We start from the raw sequence: 20,584 nt of genomic DNA, 5'->3' as shown, positions 1-20,584 counted from the left end.
CTGCCCCGATGGATGACCACATGCAGATACTCTGGAACGATGGTGAGCGTACGTTCTGTCGAGCGTCGGGCTCAGGGGGGCAAAACGGCCGTCCTTTACTGATCGCACGACCGACTGCCGAGCAACCGCCACCGGCGTGCCTTGGCCGTTTCGCTCACGAGTTCGCCCTCAAGGACGAGCTGGATAGCACCTGGGCCCTGCGTCCACTGGAAATGGTCCGGGAAAATGGGCAGGTGTACCTGCTGCTGGAGGATCCGGGCGGCACGCCGTTGCTCCAATTGCTGAATGCGCCCATGGACACCGCGACTTTTCTGCACCTGTCGATCAGCATCGCCCAGGCGCTGGGCAAGCTGCACCAGCGCGGCCTGGTGCACAAAGACATCAAACCCTCACATATCCTGGTGAACTGCGCCGATGGCCGCGCTCGGCTGACGGGCTTTGGCCTGGCTTCGTGGCTGCCCCGTGAACGCCATGCCGTGGAGACTATCGCAGGCACATTGGCCTACATGGCGCCTGAGCAGACCGGGCGGATGAATCGTTCGATCGACCTGCGCAGCGACCTTTATTCCTTTGGTGTCACTCTCTATGAAATGCTCACGGGTGCGCTGCCATTCATGGCCTCGGATCCGATCGAGTGGGTGCACTGCCACATCGCAAAAAAACCACAGTCACCGGCCGAGCGGGTCAGGTCCATACCCGAAGTGTTGTCCGCGATCGTCATGAAACTCCTGGCCAAGACTGCCGAGGAACGCTACCAGACCGCCGCCAGTATCGAGCAGGACTTGCGGGAATGTTTGGCGCAATGGCAATCCCAAGGCCGAATCGATGCCTTTGCATTGGGTGAGCAGGGCTCGTCCGACCGGTTGATGATTCCCGAGAAACTCTACGGTCGCGAGCTGGAAGTGAGTGCCCTGATCGCCGCGTTTGACCGGACCATCGCCAGCGGTTCCCCGGAGCTGATGCTGGTTACCGGTTATTCCGGGATTGGCAAATCGTCGGTGGTCAATGAGCTGCACAAGGCGCTGGTGCCTCCGCGCGGATTGTTTGCGGCGGGCAAGTTTGATCAATATCGCCGGGATGTTCCTTACGCGACACTGGTTCAGGCATTCCAAAGCCTGGTGCGCACATTGCTGGGCAAGAACGACACCGAGCTGGCGCAATGGCGCGATGCATTGCAGGGCGCGCTGGATGCCGAAGCAGGGTTGATGACTGACCTGATCCCGGAACTGAAGCTCATCATCGGTGACCCGCCGCCCGTGCAGGCCCTGGAACCACAGCAGACGCAACGCCGTTTCCTGCTGGTGTTCCGGCGATTCATCGGCGTGTTCGCCAGGGCTGAGCATCCGCTCGCGCTGTTTCTGGATGATTTGCAGTGGATCGATGCGGCAACGCTCGATCTGCTGGAAGATTTGTTGACCAGTTCCGACGTGCAGCACCTGTTGCTGGTGGGCGCTTACCGCAGCAACGAGGTCAACGACAGCCATCCCCTGACGGGCAAGCTGCACGCCATTCGCAATGGCGGCGGGCGCATCGACGAAATCACCCTGGTACCGCTGGCCAAAAAGCACATTGAGCGATTGATTGCCGATGCGCTGCACGACGAACCGGCGCATATCGAACCCCTGGCACAACTGGTGCTGGAAAAAACCGCCGGTAACCCGTTTTTCGTCATCCAGTTTTTACACGCGCTCGCCGACGAAAAACTACTGACCTTCGACCATCAACAAAAACAGTGGTGCTGGAGCCCGGACCGTATCCATGCCATGGGGTACACCGACAACATCGTCGACCTGATGGTCGGCAAGCTCACACGCCTGCCTGCGCAGACCCAGCACGCGCTGCAGCAACTGGCGTGCCTGGGCAACGTGGCCGGGACGGCGGCGCTGTCCACCGTGCTGGGCATGAGCAAGGCCCAGGTTCGCGCGGTGTTCTGGGACGCAATTCGCCAGGAACTGGTGCATCGCCTGGAAGGCGCCTATGGCTTTGCTCATGACCGCATTCACGAAGCGGCTTATTCGTTGATCGCCAAAGACGAGCGCGCCGAGGCGCATCTGCGCATCGGTCGGCTGCTGGCGGCGCAAACGTCCCCCCAGGAACTTGAGGAGGCGATCTTCGAGATCGCCGGCCAGCTCAACAGAGGGGCTGCCTTACTCACCGACCCAGCGGAGCGCGAGCAACTGGCCGCTTTCAACCTGATGGCGGGCCAGCGTGCCAAGGCGTCCACGGCTTACGCCTCGGCGCACAACTATTTGACCATGGGCGCGCAACTGTTGGGGGAGGACTGCTGGAGTCGTCTGCATGATTTGAGCTTTGCACTGGAGTTGAACCGTGCCGAATGCGAAGTGCTGACCGGGCAGTTCACGGTTGCGCAAAAGCGTCTGGACGCGCTTTTACCGCGGGCGAGCACAACGGTTGAACGCGCCAGTGTCGTGTGCCTGCAAATGGATGATTACCTGCTCATGGACCGCAGCGATGGTGCAGTTGCGGCCTGTCTGGACTACCTGCGGTACGTGGGTATCGAATGGTCGGCGCATCCCGGCGATGATGAAGTCCGTCAGGAGTACGACCACATCTGGTCGTTGCTTGGGGAGCGCGAGATCGAGTCGCTGATCGACCTGCCACTGATGGAAGATGCGGCGTCGCTGATGACCGTCAATGCATTAGGCAAGCTGTTCCCGCCCGCGCTCCAGACGAATGCGAACCTGGCGTGCCTGTCTATTTGCAAAGCCATCAGCCTGTGCCTGGAAGGCGGCAACTGCGACGCCGCGAGCCTGCACTATGCCAACGCGTTCAGGGTTTTCGGCCGGCGCTTTGGCGATCATAAGGCCGGGTTCCGCTTCGGTCAGTTGGGTTGCGCACTGGTCGAGCAACGCGGCCTGAAGCGTTTTGAGGCCAGTACCTATCTCTGTTTCTCGATTTTCGCGGTGCGCTGGATGAAACCGGTCAGTGAATGCCGGGACCTGGTGCGGCGTGCGTTTGTGGCGGCCAACCGGATCGGTGACCTGCCGTATGGCGCTTACGCTGGCAATAGCCTCATTTCCGACTCGCTGTTTGCCGGCGATCCTTTACCCGAAGTCCGGATCGAAGCCAAACGTGGCCTGAGTTTCGCGCGTAAAGTTCGCTTCGGGCTCGTGATCAATTTCATGAGCACGCAACTGGCGCTGATTCGCATGCTGCAAGGGGCATCGCCTGTTTTTGGCTCCCTCGACAATAACAAGTTCGACGAGGCGAGCATCGAGGCTCACTTCGCCAGCCACCCCGACCTGGCCCTGGCGGAGAGCAAATACTGGATACGCAAACTCCAGGCTCGCTACATGGCCGACGATTTGCCGATGGCCATGCAGGCCACCGTCAAGGCGAAGCCGTTGCTGTGGACTTCGTACCTGTTTTTCGAAGAGGCCGAGTTTTACTTCTTCGACGCATTGACCCGCGCCCGCTGGTGCGACGACTTGCAGATCGGCGAGCGTTCGCAGCACCTCGACGCCATGGCGACCGCGTTACAGAAGTTGCGGACCTGGGCGCAGCAATGCCCGGAAAACTTCGCCAGCCGCGCCGCGTTGGTCGAGGCCGAAATCGCGAGGGTGGAAGGGCGCATGATGGAAGCCGAATTGCTGTTCGAACAGGCCATCCACTCGGCACAAAGAAGCGGCTTCGTGCACATCGAAGCGCTCGCCAACGAGCTGGCGGCGCGTTTCTATGCGGCCCGAGGGCTGGGCAAAGTCGCCAACGTCTACATGCAGGATGCCCGCTATGGCTACCTGCGCTGGGGCGCTGACGGCAAGGTGCGCCAGTTGGAGGCGCGATACCCCTCGTTACGCACCGAAACCCAGGCCCTCGCGCCAACCGTGACCATGGCAGCGCCCGTCGAACATCTTGACCTGGCCACGGTGATCAAGGTGTCCCAGGCGGTATCGAGTGAAATCGTTCTGGAAAAACTCATCGACGTGATCATGCGCACAGCCATCGAGCAGGCCGGCGCCGAGCGTGGTGTGCTGGTTCTCTCGGACGCGGGCGAGCATCGCATTGCCGCGCAAGTGATCACTGGCGCGGATTCGATGCAGTTGGGCGACGAGCCGATGACCCCGAAGCTGTTGCCCGAATCGTTGCTTTACCATGTCCTGCGCACCGGCGAGAGCGTTTCGCTGGACGATGCCATGACCGAGCCGTCGTTCGCCGATGACCCCTACATCCGCCAGCGTCATGCGCGCTCGATCCTCTGCTTGCCGTTGATGAACCAGGCGAAGCTGACCGGTGCGCTCTACCTGGAAAACAACCTGGCCGCTCGGGTGTTCAGCCCGGCGCGGATTGCCGTGCTGAAACTGGTGGCCTCCCAGGCCGCCATTTCCCTGGAAAACGCACGCCTGTACCGGGAGGTGGCCGAGCGCGAAGGCAAGATCCGCCGTCTGGTGGATGCCAATATCATCGGCATCCTGGTGTGGAACGCCAACGGCGACATCGTCGAAGCCAACGATGCCTTCCTGCGCATGGTTCGCTTTGAACGCGCAGATCTCACTTCGGGGCTGCTGCGCTGGCGCGACCTGACGACACCGCCGTTTCGCGAGATGAGCGAGCGTCACCTGGCCGAGGCGATGCGCACCGGCTATGCACAGCCTTATGAGAAAGAGTACTTCACCAAGGACGGCGGTCGTCTGCCGGTGATTGTCGGCCTGGCGATGTTCGAGGCCAACAGCAAGGAAGGGGTGGCCTTCGTGCTGGACCTGACCGAGCGCAAGCAGGCGGAAGAAAAGATTCGTGAAAGCGAGCGGCGCTATCGCGAAGTGCAAACTGAACTGGCCCACGCCAACCGCGTGGCGACCATGGGGCATCTGGTGGCCTCGATTGCACACGAGGTCAACCAACCCATTGCCGCCGCCATTCTCAATGCCGATGCGGCTTTGCGCTGGATGAGCCTGCAACCGCCGCAAATCGATGAAGTGCGCAACGTACTGGGCAGCCTGATCCTCGATGCCAATCGTGCTGCCGATGTACTGGGGCGAATTCGCCAGCATATTCGTAAGACACCTCCCGAAAAGGGCCCAGTGGACATCACCGCGGCGATCGGTGAAATGATCGAACTGAGCCGAAGCCAGGTCACCAAGAATGGCGCGTCGCTGCTGACCGAGATCAACGAACAACTGCCCCGGATCGTGGGGGATCGTGTCGAGCTGCAACAGGTACTGCTCAACCTGATCATGAACGCCCTTGAAGCCATGAACGGCGTGGCAGAAGGGGAGCGCCATCTGCACATCAGTGCGCAGCTCGACGAGGCCGGTTGCGTGCGAGTCAGTGTCCGCGATTCGGGACCGGGTTTTTCCGCGGAAAATACCGAGCAGATCTTTGACTCGTTCTACACCACCAAACCCACCGGCATGGGCATGGGGCTTTCCATCTGCCGCTCTATCATCGAAGCCCACGGCGGCCGGTTGTGGGCCAGCGCCAACGCGCCCCATGGGGCTACGGTCCAATTCACGCTGCCAGTGGAACAGGGCCCAGGTAATACTTAGGTTTCAGCAGGGGTACATGAAGGGTCGTTTGAAGTAGCCGCAGGTTCAAATGAAGCCCCGCAACCCCGGCGGGGCGCTGTTGCATGACCCTCGTTACCCGTTTTCACTCATTTGTTCGTCGCAGTACTTCATTGCCTGACCACCCGCGTATTTGCAGTGGGTTCTCCGAAACTTGTGTGCTGGCCAATGTGAGATAAAGTGGTGTATTAAACTTTTTTCTCCAGTTGGGAGCTGTGCATGAGCGCCAATCCACCCAGCAATCAAGGCAGTAAAAGCCCTACGGTGTTTGTGGTGGATGATGATGCGTCCATGCGCAATGCGCTGAGCAACCTATTGCGTTCTGCGGGCATTCAAGTCGAAACCTTTGCCTCCACGGCGGAGTTCCAGGAACGTCCCAAGGACGACAGTGCCAGTTGCCTGGTTCTCGATGTCCGCCTGCAAGGGGCCAGTGGCCTGGAGTTTCAACGCCAGTTGGCCAGCAGCCATTCCAATATTCCAATCGTATTCATCACTGGGCATGGCGATATCGAAATGTCGGTCAAGGCTATGAAAGCCGGCGCGGTGGACTTCCTCGCCAAGCCGTTCCGTGAGCAGGATCTGCTGGATGCGGTGTCGGCGGCGCTGCAAGCGGATATCAAACGCCGCGAGACACAAGAGCAGTTTTCCGAACTGCACAAACACTATCAGTCGCTGACCGTACGCGAGAAGGAAGTGATGGCCCTGGCCGCCAAGGGGCTGATGAACAAGCAGATCGCCGGACAGATGAACCTCAGCGAAATCACCGTGAAGATCCACCGTGGGCATGCCATGAAAAAAATGAACGCCAAGTCGTTTGCTGATCTGGTACGCATGTCCGAGGCGCTGGGTGAACGGCTGCAGCATTGATCCCGCAAACTGCATCCTTCAAGGACGTCAACGATAACGCTGGGTCTCTGGCACCCGTGGCGCTCTCGGATTCATCGCGAGCCTGCTCGCTCCTACAGGGGGCAACGAACGTGCGCAGTTTGCGATATCCTGATTCTTTGATCGTCCACGTTAACGAGTGCTCTGAACCTTGATCGAACGTCGCCAATTCAGTGGAGGCATGAAGGGCAAGAACCTTCGCTACCTGAACGAAAACCCCGACCAGCCTGTGCAACTTTCACGGACAGGCTTCTTGCTACTTGAACATTTTTCGCTGCCGGCCTTCACACAGGCGCTCGATACTATCGTCACTGCCAACCTGCTGCGGCCCAAGCTGTTTTCCTCGCGCACCTTCGGCTTGAGTGACGGCGAGGTGGTCAGCGATCTGGGGCTGGTGATTCGCCCGGATGCGCGGATTGACGCCGCAGCCATCCACGACCTTGATTTGCTGGTCATCTGCGGTGGTTACCGTACCGAACTGAAGGCCAGTGAGGAGTTGATCAACCTGTTGCGCCAGGCCGCCGATCAAGGCATCAGCCTGGCCGGCCTGTGGAATGGCGGCTGGTTCCTGGGGGTCGCGGGCTTGCTGGACGGTTATCGTTGCGCGATCCACCCGGAACATCGGCCCGCCCTGGCGGAAATCGCCAAGGCCACGCACGTGACCAGCGAACCCTACGTGATCGATCGCGACCGGCTGACAGCGTCCAGTCCGTCGGGTGCTTTCCACATGGCGCTGGACTGGATCAAAGGCTTGTACGACAAAGCATTGGTCGAAGGTATCGAAGATATCCTGGCGTTCGAAGAGTCCCGCTACCGGCGCATCAAACCGTCTGAGAACATCTGCGTCAGCGCGCCACTGCGCGAAGTGGTGAAGTTGATGGACGCCAACCTCGAGGAACCGCTGGAGCTGGAGCAACTGGCGGTCTATGCCGGACGCTCCCGGCGTCAACTGGAGCGACTGTTCAAGGAACAGTTGGGCACCACACCGCAGCGTTATTACATGGAGCTGCGGATCACCGAAGCGCGGCGATTGCTGCAGCACACGGAACTGTCCCAGGTGGATGTGCTGGTGGCGTGCGGTTTTGTATCGCCGAGCCATTTCAGCAAGTGCTACAGCTCGTACTTTGGTTACCGGCCGTCCAAGGAAAAACGTCTGGTCAAATGAAGTCCTTCCGAGTCGGCTCTCACAGCTGACTCACATTTTTACGCGATGTGCGTTGTCGTACGACAATATCCCGGGTTTCTGATGGCCATGGCGAACCCGCCACAGGCCCGCTTGATCACGAACAATTAAAGCTTGCAGGCATGACGAACGGTTATTTTCCTGATTGACGCCGGGTGGGGGAATCGCTATAAAAGACGCAGTTGTACGACGACATATGATGTTACAAACCCAATAACAAAAAATCCGGGCCTCATCATGAACTCAATCCGCTTCTGCATTTCCCCAGCTTTTGCTCCCTGTGGTCCGGTCCTGACTGCTCCACCCGTGCCACCGCCCTCTGCGCTGCACCCGGCCCCTGCGCCGATCTCCTGAGTGCCCCTGTTCTTGCCTGACGCGACGCGCCTGGAGGCGTGCTGCGCGTAAGCACTGATCTCGATTGACCCCGAGAGATCATCACCCAACTCCAAAAATAAAAGTGATGCCATGAATCTGAACGAGCCTATCAATGCGCAACGTGTCGGCCAGGCGGTCGGTAAATACCGCTGGACCATCTGTGCGCTGTTGTTTTTCGCCACCACCGTCAACTACCTGGACCGCCAGGTGCTCAGCCTGCTGGCGCCGGACTTGTCCTCGCAATTTGGCTGGAGCAACACCGACTACGCCAACATCGCCTCGGTGTTCCAGTTTGTCTACGCGATTTCCATGCTGTTCGCTGGCCGTTTCGTCGACAAAATCGGCACCAAAAAGGCCTACGTCCTGGCGATCAGCATCTGGTCGACCGGCGCGATGATGCACGCCTTCTCCGTGCCGATGGGCGAGGGGATTGCGGCGGTGTGCAGTGCCTTCGGCCTGGCTGTCATTCCGGTGTCCATCGCCGGCTTCATGCTGTCACGTGCGGTGCTGGCCATTGGCGAAGCGGGTAACTTTCCCATCGCAATCAAGGCCACGGCCGAATACTTCCCGAAAAAGGAACGTTCGTTCGCCACGGGCATTTTCAACTCGGGCGCCAACGTCGGCGCTGTGCTGGCGCCGATCTGCGTGCCGCTGATTGCCAGTCTGTGGGGCTGGGAAGCAGCATTCATTGTGATCGGCATGCTTGGGTTCGTCTGGGTGACACTGTGGATCGCCTTGTACGAAAAACCGGAGAACCAGACTCGCCTGTCCGCTGAGGAACTGGCCTACATCCGCAGTGATGCACAGCCTATCACCGCCACGGAGTCGGGCGCGGCGCAGAAGAAGGTGTCGTGGTTCAAGCTGCTGACCTACCGCCAGACCTGGGCCTTTGCCTTCGGCAAGTTCATGACCGATGGCGTGTGGTGGTTCTTCCTGTTCTGGCTGCCCACTTACCTGTCGGCACAATACGGCATGAAGGGCGCTGCCATCGTCTGGCCGCTGGCGGTGCTCTACAGCATGACCATGGTTGGCAGTATCGGCGGTGGCTGGTTTCCGAGCTACTTCATGGCCCGTGGCGATGCGCCGTATGACGGTCGCATGAAAGCGATGCTGGTGATTGCGTTCTTCCCACTTCTGGTTCTGCTGGCGCAGCCCTTTGGCTACATCAGCTTCTGGGTGCCGGTGTTGCTGATCGGTGTGGGGGCCTCGGCGCACCAGGCGTGGTCGTGCAACATCTTTACTACCGTTTCCGACATGTTCCCGCAGAAGACTATCGCTTCGGTCGTTGGTATCGGTGGTCTGGCCGGTGGTTTGGGCGGTGTGGTAATGACCAAGATCGGTGGTTGGGTGTTCGATTATTACAAGTCGATCAACGACATTCACACCGGCTACATGATCATGTTCGCCATCTGTGCGCTGGCCTACCTGGTCGCGTGGAGCGGAATGAAACTGCTGGTTCCGCGCCACAAGGAAATCACGGATCTCTAATGCGTCAACTGTAGGAGCGAACTCATTCGCGATGGATGACGCGGGAGATCTAAGGCCCCGCGTTGGCCCTGAGACCATCGCGACGGTTCGACGCCTCGACAAGCTCGCTCCTACAGGGACGGTTGGATCCCTGTGGGATTGCTGGTGTTTACCGACCGTGCGCCTGCGCCGCCAACTGCTCGGCGTCCACGCGCACGAATGTCGAATCGCCGACCGCCGTCAGCACATCCCCCGCATACACCTCGCAGATAACACGGGTCTTGCGGCCGACTTCGCCCTCGACTTTCGCCTTGAGAACCAACGGTACGCCCATGGGCGTTGGCTTGATGAACTTGATGCCCAGGTTGCCGGTCACGCAGTTGATGCGCGGCAGGCTGGCGACTTCGCGGTTCTCCTGGCGATAGTGATAAGCCATCGCCGTCCAGTTGGAATGACAGTCCACCAGCATCGCGATCAGACCGCCGTAGACCAGATCCGGCCAGCCGCAGTATTTCGCCTCGGGCAAGTGCTCGGCGATGACATGCACGCCGTCGTCATGCCAGCGACTCTTGATGTGCAAACCGTGCGGGTTGCTGCCACCGCAGCCATAACAAACGCCATCTGGCGCTGCGCTGTCTTGCAGGGAGGTGTCGACGCTGGACATACCGGAAATCCTTGAAGTAAACCGAACCTGGCGGATTCTAACGCTGAACGGATCACCGTGAGCAGCGCAAAATCCGCCTTCGCCGGATCACTTGTCGTTGGCTTCCGGCAGTTTGGCGATCACCTTGATCTCAAAGCGAAAACCCGCGAGCCAGGTGACACCGATGCAGGTCACCGTCGGGAACGGTGCACTGCCCCAGAACGGCGGCACGACGTTTTCCCAGATTTTTTCGAAGGTCGACTCCGGGTCAACGATGAACACGGTCACGTCGACCACGTCATCGAACGAGGCACCGGCAGCCGCCAGGATCGCGTTCAGGTTGGTGAACGCCAGACGAACCTGGTCATCCAGGTCTTCCAGAGGAGAACCGTCTTCGGTGCTGCCCACCTGGCCGGAGACGAACAGGAAACCATTGGATTGGACGGCCGGCGAATAGCGATAGCGCTCATAAAGTGCCTGGCGGCCCGCCGGGAAAACCACATTGCGTTGTGTCATTACTGCCTCCATCAAAGGGTCGGGGGTCGACTCGAATCAACCTTGAGAGAACTCTAGGGGCTTGCGCCGAGGCAATAAACGAGCAACCTTGGCGATCACTGTTTGGAAAATCCAAACAATTGAATCGATGAAAGAGGCCCACATGGACCGTTTTGATGCGATGCAGGCTTTCGTGCGAGTGGTGGAGGCGGGGAGCTTTACCAAGGCGGCCGACACCCTGCACATGAGCAAAACCACGGTGACCCAACTGATCCAGCAGCTTGAGGCGCGCCTGCGGGTCAAACTGCTCAATCGCACCACGCGCAAGGTCAACGTCACCGCCGACGGCGCGGTGTTTTACGAGCGGGCGACCAAGTTGCTGGCTGACATGGACGATGCCGAGACCAGCCTGTCGGCAGCCTCGGCCTTGCCGCGCGGGCGGTTGCGGGTGGATGTGCCGAGCCCGTTGGCCAGTACGATTCTGGTGCCGGCATTGCCTGAATTTTATGCGCGCTACCCGGACATCCAGATCGACCTGGGCGTGAGCGATCGCGTCGTTGACATGATCGATGAAAACGTCGATTGCGTGGTGCGCGGGGGTGAACTGAAGGATCTGTCGCTGATGGCCCGCAAAATTGCGGATCTGCCGCTGGGCATATTTGCCGCGCCGAGCTATCTGGCGCGGGTCGGCACACCTGCGCATCCCCTGGACATGGAAGACTCCGAGCATCGCGTCGTTGGTTTCCTGTGGGCGCGCACTGGCAAACCGGTGCCGTACGCCCTGCAGAAACAGGGGGAGCGGGTGCAGGTCAAAGGTCGCTACGCCTTGGCGGTGGACGATGGCAATGCGTTTGTCGCGGCAGGGTTGGCGGGTCTGGGCATTCTCTGGTTGCCCAGGTATATGTCCGCCAGGTTCGAAGCCAGCGGTGAACTGGTGCCGCTTTTCGAGGATTGGAGCCTGGACACCATGCCACTGTACATCGCGTATCCCGCGAACCGGCATATCAGCCTCAAGTTGCGCCTATTCATAGACTGGGTCGTTGAATTGATGGCACGGCATGCTCCGCTGACCGGCGGGCTGGGCACCTTCGATTGAGCCGCAACCGAGCTGTTTGCGCCTGCTCGGCTTGGGCTACACTGCGCCCAATACACCCAGGTTCTGGGGCGAGACACCGACCTCGTAGGGAACACGCGGAGCAATAATAGAAAATGCACGATCTTCGCCCCAATCCGCAGCTCAGCCTGGAATACTGCGCTGAACGTCCGATATTCGCGGACTTTCTCAAACAGGCGCAATTGACCCCGGATGCCACGGCGGTGGATTCCCCTGGCGCACGATGCAGCTATCGCCAGCTGGAGTCCATCAGCCGCCATCTGGCGGGGGCGCTGGCTGAAAAAGGCGCCTCGGAATCCGACCGGGTGGTGATCGTCTCCAGCCGTTGTGCGGGGCTGGTCTACGCCATGCTTGGCGCATTACGCGGCGGCTTGGCCTTCACGGTGGCCGACGCGGCCTATCCCGCCGCGCGAGTGGGTCAGATCATCCGCACCCTCGATCCTGCTTTCGTGCTGCTTTGCGGCGACGCCTCGATTGATCTCACGCATGAAGCCACGGTCATTCGCATCCCGGAACTCCCCGACAATGCGTTGCAGGCTTTCGTGAGCGATCGGCCAGACTTGCCGGAGGTCGATCCCGATCGACCCGCCTATATCACCTTCACGTCAGGCAGTACCGGCGAACCCAAAGGGGTCGTGACCCACCATGCACCGCTGGTGCATTTCATCCAATGGCACACCCGGCTGCACGGCTTTACCCAGGACGACTGTTTTTCGCTGCTGTCAGGGCTGGGCCATGACCCCGTATACCGAGACGTATTCACGCCGTTGTCCATAGGCGCGAAGGTGGTTTGCCCGGCCCAGTCGACGGTGATCGATCCGTTGGCGCTGGCCACCTGGATACAGGCCAACCGGATCAGCGTCATTCACCTCACGCCGCCGCTGGGCAGGCTGATTGAAACCGGCGCGAAACTGGCCGGGTTGACATTCGACGCCCTGCGCTATTTTTTCTGGGGCGGTGATGCCCTGAGCAAAGCGCTCTACCAGCAAATCCGCCTGATTGCGCCCGGTGCTGTCAGCGTTAATTTTTATGGCACCACGGAAACGCCGCAGGCCATGGCCTTTCATTGCATCGAACCAACGGCCAAGCACGACAAAATCCCCTTGGGGCGGGGCATCGACGGCGCGCAGTTGCTGTTGGTCAACCCATCCAACCAACTGGCCGCAGAAGGCGAGGTCGGGGAAATCCTGATCCGCAGCCCATATCTGTCACTGGGTTACTGGAATGATCCGGTGCTGACCCGCGAAAAATTCGTGGTTAACCCGTTTACCGGCAATACCCAGGACATCTGTTACAAAACCGGCGACCTCGGCAGCTATCAGGTCGATGGCAGTGTCACGTTCCTGGGCCGGGGTGACAGTCAGGTGAAGATTCGCGGCCATCGCATCGAATTGAACGAGATCGAAGGGGTGCTGGCGCGCCATCCGCGTATCAAGCAATCGGTGGTGCTGGCCCACGCCGAGCAATCGACCCCGCGGCTGGTGGCCTATTGCGTGGCCACGGCAGGCGTAACCCCGCTGGAGTTGCGCGAGCACCTGGGCGGGGAGCTGCCGGACTACATGGTGCCGGCGCAGTTCGTGTTCATTGACAGCATCCCGCTGACGCCCAACGGCAAAATCGACAAGCGTGCGTTGCCAGCGATGGCGCAAACTCAGGTGACATCGCCCGCCACCACCCAGGAGTTGTCACCGCTGACGCTGGAACTGTCGCGCGCCTGGTCGGAAATACTCGAGGTCGCGCAGCTTGACGCCAACCTGTCGTTCGTCGAGCTTGGCGGGGATTCACTGTCGTTTGTCCAGGCGTCGATGGTGCTTGAAAAGTTGATCGGCCATCTGCCGGACCGTTGGGAAATGATGCCGGTGCGAGAACTGGGTGCGCTGAAACCGCAAACCCGATCTTCATGGTTTTCCCTGCGGGCCATGGAGTTGCCGGTGCTGCTGCGGGTGATTTCGATCCTGTTCATTGTGATCGGCCATTTGCATGTGTTCGCTGCCTGGCCGATCGTGGGCGAGACCAAATTGTTGTTTGTCGTCTCGGGGGTGGCACTGGCACGTTTTCAACTGCAAGCCATCCTTGAGCGCGGCAGTGTGCGTTCGTTGGGCAAATCCATAGCGGCCATTGCCGCACCGACGATTCTGTACACCATGCTGGTGCAGGTGATGTTCGACAGGGTCCACTGGCAATCTGTGCTGCTGATTTCCAACTGGTTCCCAGAGCGTGAGATCGGGGTGTTCACCTATTGGTACATTGAAGTGCTGGTGCAGATGATCGTACTGATTGGCTTGGCCTTGTCGTTCGAGCGAGTCAGGCAGTGGATCATGGCCAATCCGTTCCAGAATCTGGTCGTTGCCGCCTGTGGCCTGGCGGTGGCAGATATGGTGATCAGTGCGTTCCTGTTTGATGCCTCTGCCCTCTACAACCGGGTGCCGCAGCATCTGCTGGCGGTCGTGGTGTTGGGCATGGCCATTCATTACGCCGATTCCAGCACCCGCAAGTGGGTGGTCAGCGCAGTGGCGTTGATCATCATGGGAGGGGAGGAGCTGCTGTACCTGTACAGGCACGGAACGCTGGTGAGGGAATACATCGACATCGCCGTGCCGGCGGTGCTCGCGCTGATCTGGATCAAGTCGATTGCCGTGCCGGGGTTGCTCTCGCGAGGGCTGGCGTTGATCGCTTCGTCAACGCTGTTCATCTACCTGACGCACTTTCAGTTCTGGTCCGTGGCCAAGCGCATTGCCGAGCAACCGATGCTGGGCGTGGTGTTGGCGGTCGTCGGAGGCGTCTGCGTGGCATATGCCTGGAACAAGGGTGTGCGGATATTGGTGTTGCTCTGGAATCGAGGGAAAAAGGGCCGCCCGGATTCAATCGAGCGAGTCGCCTGAAACACCAACCCTGTAGGAGCGAGCATGCTCGCGATGGACTCCATAACACCGCTGGCTGTCAGCCAGCCAGCGTCATCGTTGACGACCATCGCGACGGTTCGACGCCTCGACGTGCTCGTCCTACAGGGGGCGGATGGATCAGCGGTTGAACCGCTCCACCAACGAGTATTGCGTCACCGCCGTCTGGGTCAGCTCCTTGCTCAAGTCCGCCGAATGCCGGGCCTGCTCGGACGTCTGGTCAGCCAGGGTGGCGATGGTGGTGATGTTGCGGCTGATTTCCTCGGCGACGGCGGTCTGCTCCTCGGTTGCGGCAGCAATCTGGGTGGTCATCTCAGTGATGTTGGCCACCGCGTCACTGATACCCACCAGGGCCTTGTCCGCTTCAAGCACCCAATTCACACCTTCTTCGGCCTGGCGATGACCGCTTTCCATGATTTTCACCGCGTTGCTGGACGAGACCTGCAACCTGGAAATCAGGTTGTGGATCTGCGCGGTTGACTCGGTGGTGCGCTGTGCCAGTTGCCGCACTTCATCGGCGACCACGGCGAAACCACGCCCCATCTCGCCGGCGCGCGCAGCCTCGATGGCGGCGTTCAGGGCCAACAGGTTGGTCTGGTCGGCGATGCCTTTGATGACGTCCACCACCATGCCGATTTCGTTGCTGTCCCTGGCCAGTTGCGCGACTGTCTCCCCGGTCTCGCCCACAACAGTCGAGAGGCGCTGGATGGCTTCGCGGGTATCGCGGGCCACCTCGCGTCCACGCCCGGTCAACACATTGGCTTGCTGGGTGGCATCCGCCGTGCGTTGGACATGGCTGGCGACTTCCTGGGTGGTCGCGGCCATCTGGTTGACCGCCGTCGACACCTGCTCGGTCTCGACCCGCTGGCGTTCCAGGCCTCGGGAGCTGTCGGTCGCCAGGCCGTCGGACCTGCCGGCCAGGCCGGTGAGTTGTTCGGCCGTGTCCTGCAAACGGGTCAGGCAGGTCTTCAGGCGCGAAGCCTGGCTGACGAAGGCGGTTTCGAGGCGTGCCTGGGGACCACGAGCGTCGCTGTACATTTTTGCGATCAACCCGTCAGACGTGGTGGCTTCGGACATTTGCAACACGTGCAGTGCGCCTTGGTTGCGCCGACGTGACACCAGCACGGCGAGGGGTGCTGACACCGCGACCGCCAGGATGGCGGCCGGTACAGGGCCGAGCAGGGCGCCGCCCAGGGTACCTGTCGCGCCCATCGCCAGCAGCGGCAGCCAGTCGAGGAGGGCGGGTAGCCATTTATCGCTGCCCGGCAGCGCCGCCTTGCCTTCACTGATGCGTTTGTAGAGCACTTGCGCACGGCGTATCTGATCGGCGTCAGGTTTCACCCGTACCGATTCGTAACCGACGATTTTGCTGCCGTCGAACACCGGCGTGACATACGCATTGACCCAATAATGGTCGCCGTTGCACGAGCGATTCTTGACGATGCCCATCCAGGGCTTGCCTTGCTTGAGCGCGCTCCACATATGGGCAAAGACAGCGGGGGGCACATCGGGGTGGCGAACGATATTCTGGGGGGCACCGATCAGATCCGAGCGGTTGAAACCGCTGATCTCGACGAAGGCGTCGTTGCAATAAGTGATGTTGCCCTGGGCGTCGGTTGTCGAGATGAGTTTCTGCTGAGGTCCCAGGGCAACTTCATGCTGCGTGACTGGTTGGTTGTTTCTCAATCTGTGTTGCTCCTTTTGCTGTTGCAGATCCATCGGCTGTCCGAAGTGAAAGGTTAGCAAGGAGAAAGAAAAACACCTGCTGTACGTCGGAAAAACGTCAGTGATGTCGTTTTGCGATCATCTGGATGCAATCATTCGTTTAATCGATGACCACCATCAACAAACGCAAGTTCTGTTTTTTCGCCAAGGGAGGAGGATGGGCACATACCGAATTCGCCTTTGTAAGGAACCCGCGCGATGAAAATGCCTACATGGCTGGTCCTTCTTGCTGTACTGACTGGCAGCTTAACCGCCACGGCCCAGGCCGCTGAACCTTCCTGCCATTTCCTGCCGGTTACCGACAGCAGTGCCACGTTGCAGTCCGGGCAGTCGGTGGGTGTGCTCTACAGCGAGAATACCTTCGACACACTGGCCTACCTTGAGCAATACCATTCGGTAGCGCTCAAGGGCGCGAGCAATCCGGCACTGGACTCGCGCATCAGCTCGGCTTTTGTCAGCAGTTCCGACCCGAAACGGGCCATCGACTGGTTACTCGGCTCGCTGCACAAGGAGTTTGCGTCGGTAACGGTCTACGAGAACCTCGATGCACTGGTGGACGCCCACCCTGACGTGGTGGTGATGCTCGACACTTACAGTCGGTTGGTGTCCAAGGGTAACAACCAGGTAGAAGCGCGCTTCCTGGCCAAGTTCTACGATTCGAACCTGCAATATATCGGCAAGGCTGAAGGTTCACAGGCGCAGCAAATGCCATCGGTCTGGGTGCAGGGTAAGGCAGCGCCGGAGATCGCCGCGCAGATAGACCAGCAAACGGCATTGCAAGTGAACGCACTTCAGCAATTTGATGCTTCGCTCAAGGCATTGGTGACCGCCGGGAATGTCGCCCAGGTTGCGAGCAATTGATCACGTTGCAGCGTTTGCCATTGTGAAAGGGTTTGGCTAATCTCGCACAAACCCGCACGTTCAGGCATTACCATGCACGAGTCGCATTCCGTCACTGATCTGCCGCATCTTCGCCGGCAGAAAATCCTGTTGATTCTCGAGCGTGACGGCAAAGTCATGTCTGGCGAGTTGAGCCAGCATTTCGCCGTCTCCGAAGACACCATTCGCCGCGACTAGTCCGAACTGGCCACGGCAGGCCTGGTCCAGCGCGTCCATGGCGGGGCGCTGCCCAGGCCGAAAGACACGGGGAAGGACTACTTTACCCGGGTCAGTGAAACCGATGAGACCAAGACCCGGTTGGCGCAACTGGCTGCGGGCCGGGTTGAAGATGGTCAGATCGTCATGTTCGACTCCGGCAGCACCACCTTGCAGATCGCTCGTTCGTTGCGCCACGACATCACCATCACCGCCGTCACCCCATCGCCGATGACCGCGATCACCCTGGCCGAATACCCGGGCATCAAAGTGATCCTCGCCGGTGGTCAATTGAACCTGGCCACCCTGTCGGTCAGCGGTCACGAAACCGTGCGCCTGTTGCAGGGGATCAAGGCCGACCTGCTGTTCACCGGAGTCTGCGCGATCCATCCGGAGGTGGGCATCAGCTCGCTGCATTTTGACGAAACGCCAGTGAAGCAGGCGTTGATCGACAGCGCTTCACAGGTGGTCGCCGTCACCACGGCGGACAAGTTGGGGGCGGTAGAGCCCTTTGTAGTCGCCCCGTGCGATCGCATCCACACCTTGATCACCGAGCACCATGTGGCATCGGGTGATATCGACGACTATCGCAAGCAGGGCATCGAGGTGATTCAGCTCAGCACATAGTCAACCGGGACGAGCACGGGCGGCAGGTTCGTGTCGCCCAGGGCCGCCAACACGTCGCGCTCGATGTTGCGCACGATGGCCTGCGTCGGCAGGTCGTTTTCGTCGCGTCCGAATGGATCTTCCAGTTCATCGCCAATCGCGTCCAGGCCAAAGAAGGTGTAGCTGACGATGGCGGTGAACAGCGGGGTCAACCAGCCCAGCGATTCCGCCATCGCAAAGGGCAGGAGGATGCAGAACAGGTAGGTGGTGCGGTGGAGCAACAGGGTGTAGGCGAACGGCAAAGGCGTGTGCTTGATCCGCTCACACACGGCTTGGGCATGGGTCAGGCTGGTCAGGTGATTGGCCATGATCGTATAGCGCCACTCACTGATCGCCCCGGATTCGACCAGCGTTGAACATTGTTGGCCGACGTTATCCAGAATGCGGCCACTGATGTCCGGTGCGTTGCCGTCCGGCTGCGGCTCAAGCCAGCCGTTGGCGGCCTCCAGTTCGTTGCGAGCGTGCAGCCTGGCATTCAACGCATAGGTGAACCCGCAGAGGTTGCGCAGAATGGCCTGGCGTTGGGCCGGGTCCTTGATGACCTGGCTTTCGCGGATCATCGAACGGATCGCCACCGTCATATCGCCCCAGGCCTTGCGCGCTTCATACCAGCGGTCGTAACAGGCGTTGTTGCGAAAGCTCATGAAGATCGACAGCGATAGACCCAGTAGCGTGAAAGGCGTCGCGTTGACCTTGGCGAAGTAGTTCGGTTGCAGCGTTTCCACCAGCACGATGGCCGATGCCAGCAGCGTCACCATCAGGCAACGCAGGACAATCTTCTTGAAAATCGAACCCTTGAGCGACGTGAGAATGTTGATCAGGTTGGGTTTTGGGCGGACGATCATTGCGCCGCACCGAACATCGTTGTCCAGTAAATCCCCGAGTCACTTTTCGGGTCCGCCGCGTACGCTGCGCCCAGTTCCTGATACTGCGGGTTCATCAGGTTGGCGCAGTGACCGGGGCTGGCGACCCAGCCTGCGACTACGCGCGCCACGCTGTCCTGACCAGCGGCGATGTTTTCGCCCACCCATTGGCCGCTGTAGCCGGCCAGTTCTGCGCGGTCACCCGGTGTACGACCGTCGCGGTCCTTGTGATCGAAGTAATTGTTGTTGGCCATCGAGCGCGAGTGTTCTTCGGCAGCCGACGCCAGCACAGGGTTCCAGGTCAGCGGTGGTGCAGCACCAAAGGATTGAGTGCCACATTGGCGTGGCTGACTGCGGGCGGCGTTGAGTTCGGTGAGCAGCTTCTGGCCTTCGGCCTGCGAGGTGCCCAGGCGTGCGCTCAGCAGCGGACGGGCGACCACGATGCGCCAGTTGCGGTCATCGCGGCTCACGCCGATGTCGACAAATTGCGGGTCGAGCACGATCTGGCAAAAGCTTTCCTGGATCGCCTTGAACGCTGACGCCGCATCCCGTGGTCCGGCCAGCGTGATGGCCTGCACATTCTTCATCGGGTACCCCGCGCTCACCATGGCCTGCTGCAAATTGCCAATGCTGGTGGCGGACAGCGCCAGTCGTGGGTCGCCCGCCAGCGGCGGCAACTCAGACGACACCTGGCCGGCACAACGCTGTATCTGGCTGCGGTAGTCGTTGATCGAATCGATCAGTTGTTTCTCATCGGCCGCCAGCGCCTGGGCGGCGAACAGCAGGCTCAATGACAACGTGGCAAGACGCAAAGCGGATGGCAGGACACCCATGGAAACCTCCCTTGATCGGACTTCGCACATGATGCGCGATGACACCCCGGTTTGCGCAATGCCTTTTACGCGAAATGCACTGCAGAGGGCGCCATGCTAAATGGCAATTGGCAACTACACTGAGGCCATGTCGCCCGAACGACGCTGTGTGCCGACATTGTGTTGATTGAATCCGCCTCATTTGAAAGGGTTGATCATGCGATTTTTCTCGATGGCAGTTTGCATCGCACTCACACTACTCAGCGGCCAGGTATCGGCCACTGAACAGGAACAGAAAGCTGCAGAAAACAAGGCAGAAGTACTCGAAGAGAAAGCGGCGCAGAAGGAGGGTGATCTGCCGGTGCCCAAGGCCGAAGCCATTACCACTTCCGAGGTGCAGGCGGTCGATCCGGCGGGCGTGGCACCCCTGGATGACGCTATCACTTGCCTGGCTCGTTCCATTTATTGGGAGGCCAAGGGCAAATCCACAGCCGACATGGAAGCGGTCGCCAGCGTGGTGATGAATCGCCTGGGGCACGAAGGATTTCCGGACACGGTGTGCGCGGTGGTCAAACAAGGCTCGGAAAGCAAGAACTGCCAGTTTTCATGGTGGTGTGACGGGCGTCCCGACACGGTCCAGGAAGCCACGCAGTACGCCATCGCCAAGGAAATCGCGCGCAAGGCGCTGAACAAGCAACTCAACGACCGCACCCATGGCGCGATGTATTTTCACGATCGCAACGTGAAGCCTGACTGGGCAAGGAAATACATCAGGACCGCAGAGACAAAGATGTTTCTCTTCTACAAGCCCAAAGGTGGGGATGCACGATAACCCGGCG

Annotated in this window: 12 protein-coding genes and 3 pseudogenes; 9 read left to right on the top strand and 6 right to left on the bottom strand. The window is 60.0% G+C overall.

Features of this window, described 5'->3' with window-relative positions; translation table 11 throughout:
• Nucleotides 1–20 precede the first annotated feature (20 nt).
• The 4 genes from AB4O36_RS12980 to AB4O36_RS12965 all read left to right on the top strand — a co-directional run bounded on the left by AB4O36_RS12980 (nucleotide 21) and on the right by AB4O36_RS12965 (nucleotide 9,453).
• The gene (locus AB4O36_RS12980; protein ID WP_460141940.1) at nucleotides 21–5,504 is read left to right on the top strand and encodes a trifunctional serine/threonine-protein kinase/ATP-binding protein/sensor histidine kinase; all 5,484 of its coding nucleotides are present in this window, start codon (nucleotides 21–23) and stop codon (nucleotides 5,502–5,504) included.
• A gap of 237 nt (nucleotides 5,505–5,741) precedes the next feature.
• Complete coding sequence (locus tag AB4O36_RS12975) at nucleotides 5,742–6,389, top strand: response regulator transcription factor (protein WP_460125744.1); 648 nt, start codon at nucleotides 5,742–5,744, stop codon at nucleotides 6,387–6,389.
• 169 nt (nucleotides 6,390–6,558) lie between these two features.
• Nucleotides 6,559–7,572 (top strand): GlxA family transcriptional regulator, encoded by a 1,014-nt coding sequence (locus AB4O36_RS12970; RefSeq protein WP_460141939.1) that lies wholly within the window; start codon nucleotides 6,559–6,561, stop codon nucleotides 7,570–7,572.
• A 483-nt stretch (nucleotides 7,573–8,055) separates the two neighbouring features.
• Nucleotides 8,056–9,453, top strand: coding sequence for an MFS transporter (locus AB4O36_RS12965; RefSeq protein ID WP_460141938.1), 1,398 nt, complete (start codon nucleotides 8,056–8,058; stop codon nucleotides 9,451–9,453).
• Between the two features lie 148 nt (nucleotides 9,454–9,601).
• On the opposite strand, the gene AB4O36_RS12960 is transcribed toward AB4O36_RS12965, so the two are convergent.
• Together AB4O36_RS12960 and AB4O36_RS12955 are read right to left on the bottom strand one after the other, a co-directional pair.
• Nucleotides 9,602–10,096, bottom strand: coding sequence for a PaaI family thioesterase (locus tag AB4O36_RS12960; RefSeq protein ID WP_460125739.1), 495 nt, complete (start codon nucleotides 10,094–10,096; stop codon nucleotides 9,602–9,604).
• 87 nt (nucleotides 10,097–10,183) lie between these two features.
• On the bottom strand, nucleotides 10,184–10,591 hold the full coding sequence (locus AB4O36_RS12955) for a RidA family protein (protein WP_460125737.1): 408 nt from the start codon (nucleotides 10,589–10,591) through the stop codon (nucleotides 10,184–10,186).
• A gap of 142 nt (nucleotides 10,592–10,733) precedes the next feature.
• Between AB4O36_RS12955 and AB4O36_RS12950 the strand changes: the two genes are divergently transcribed.
• Complete coding sequence (locus AB4O36_RS12950) at nucleotides 10,734–11,666, top strand: LysR family transcriptional regulator (protein WP_460125735.1); 933 nt, start codon at nucleotides 10,734–10,736, stop codon at nucleotides 11,664–11,666.
• Nucleotides 11,667–11,779: 113 nt separating this feature from the next.
• Nucleotides 11,780–14,566 (top strand): amino acid adenylation domain-containing protein, encoded by a 2,787-nt coding sequence (locus tag AB4O36_RS12945; RefSeq protein WP_460141937.1) that lies wholly within the window; start codon nucleotides 11,780–11,782, stop codon nucleotides 14,564–14,566.
• Between the two features lie 138 nt (nucleotides 14,567–14,704).
• Here the strand turns inward: AB4O36_RS12945 and AB4O36_RS12940 are convergent.
• Together AB4O36_RS12940 and AB4O36_RS12935 are read right to left on the bottom strand one after the other, a co-directional pair.
• Nucleotides 14,705–15,655: pseudogene (locus tag AB4O36_RS12940) on the bottom strand (methyl-accepting chemotaxis protein); the annotation flags it as partial.
• Between the two features lie 348 nt (nucleotides 15,656–16,003).
• Nucleotides 16,004–16,303 (bottom strand): annotated as a pseudogene (locus AB4O36_RS12935) (PAS domain-containing protein); the annotation flags it as partial.
• 204 nt (nucleotides 16,304–16,507) lie between these two features.
• Between AB4O36_RS12935 and AB4O36_RS12930 the strand changes: the two are divergent.
• The gene (locus tag AB4O36_RS12930; RefSeq protein WP_460141936.1) at nucleotides 16,508–17,170 is read left to right on the top strand and encodes an ATPase; all 663 of its coding nucleotides are present in this window, start codon (nucleotides 16,508–16,510) and stop codon (nucleotides 17,168–17,170) included.
• A gap of 72 nt (nucleotides 17,171–17,242) precedes the next feature.
• Nucleotides 17,243–18,031, top strand: a pseudogene (locus tag AB4O36_RS12925) (DeoR/GlpR family DNA-binding transcription regulator).
• Here AB4O36_RS12925 and AB4O36_RS12920 read toward each other — a convergent pair.
• Together AB4O36_RS12920 and AB4O36_RS12915 are read right to left on the bottom strand one after the other, a co-directional pair.
• Nucleotides 18,016–18,915 (bottom strand): bestrophin family protein, encoded by a 900-nt coding sequence (locus tag AB4O36_RS12920; RefSeq protein ID WP_460125728.1) that lies wholly within the window; start codon nucleotides 18,913–18,915, stop codon nucleotides 18,016–18,018. The pseudogene AB4O36_RS12925 and the gene AB4O36_RS12920 overlap by 16 nt on opposite strands.
• A complete protein-coding gene (locus AB4O36_RS12915) occupies nucleotides 18,912–19,766 on the bottom strand; it encodes a CAP domain-containing protein (RefSeq protein WP_460141935.1) in 855 nt (284 codons plus the stop codon). The genes AB4O36_RS12920 and AB4O36_RS12915 overlap by 4 nt, the downstream gene beginning before the upstream one ends.
• Before the next feature lie 196 nt (nucleotides 19,767–19,962).
• On the opposite strand from AB4O36_RS12915, the gene AB4O36_RS12910 reads away from it, so the two are divergent.
• A complete protein-coding gene (locus AB4O36_RS12910; RefSeq protein WP_460141934.1) occupies nucleotides 19,963–20,577 on the top strand; it encodes a cell wall hydrolase in 615 nt (204 codons plus the stop codon).
• The last annotated feature ends 7 nt before the right edge of the window (nucleotides 20,578–20,584 follow it).

The sequence above is a fragment of the Pseudomonas sp. S2_E01 genome, assembly GCF_054668365.1.
This window is presented reverse-complemented; position numbering and strand designations above follow the sequence as displayed.

Coding starts and splice junctions, on each gene's coding strand:
- AB4O36_RS12920 (WP_460125728.1), bottom strand. CDS start 18,915: ATGATCGTCCGCCCAAAACCCAACCTGATCAACATTCTCACGTCGCTC.
- AB4O36_RS12955 (WP_460125737.1), bottom strand. CDS start 10,591: ATGACACAACGCAATGTGGTTTTCCCGGCGGGCCGCCAGGCACTTTAT.
- AB4O36_RS12975 (WP_460125744.1), top strand. CDS start 5,742: ATGAGCGCCAATCCACCCAGCAATCAAGGCAGTAAAAGCCCTACGGTG.
- AB4O36_RS12980 (WP_460141940.1), top strand. CDS start 21: ATGCAGATACTCTGGAACGATGGTGAGCGTACGTTCTGTCGAGCGTCG.
- AB4O36_RS12915 (WP_460141935.1), bottom strand. CDS start 19,766: ATGGGTGTCCTGCCATCCGCTTTGCGTCTTGCCACGTTGTCATTGAGC.
- AB4O36_RS12960 (WP_460125739.1), bottom strand. CDS start 10,096: ATGTCCAGCGTCGACACCTCCCTGCAAGACAGCGCAGCGCCAGATGGC.
- AB4O36_RS12950 (WP_460125735.1), top strand. CDS start 10,734: ATGGACCGTTTTGATGCGATGCAGGCTTTCGTGCGAGTGGTGGAGGCG.
- AB4O36_RS12930 (WP_460141936.1), top strand. CDS start 16,508: ATGAAAATGCCTACATGGCTGGTCCTTCTTGCTGTACTGACTGGCAGC.
- AB4O36_RS12910 (WP_460141934.1), top strand. CDS start 19,963: ATGCGATTTTTCTCGATGGCAGTTTGCATCGCACTCACACTACTCAGC.
- AB4O36_RS12945 (WP_460141937.1), top strand. CDS start 11,780: ATGCACGATCTTCGCCCCAATCCGCAGCTCAGCCTGGAATACTGCGCT.
- AB4O36_RS12965 (WP_460141938.1), top strand. CDS start 8,056: ATGAATCTGAACGAGCCTATCAATGCGCAACGTGTCGGCCAGGCGGTC.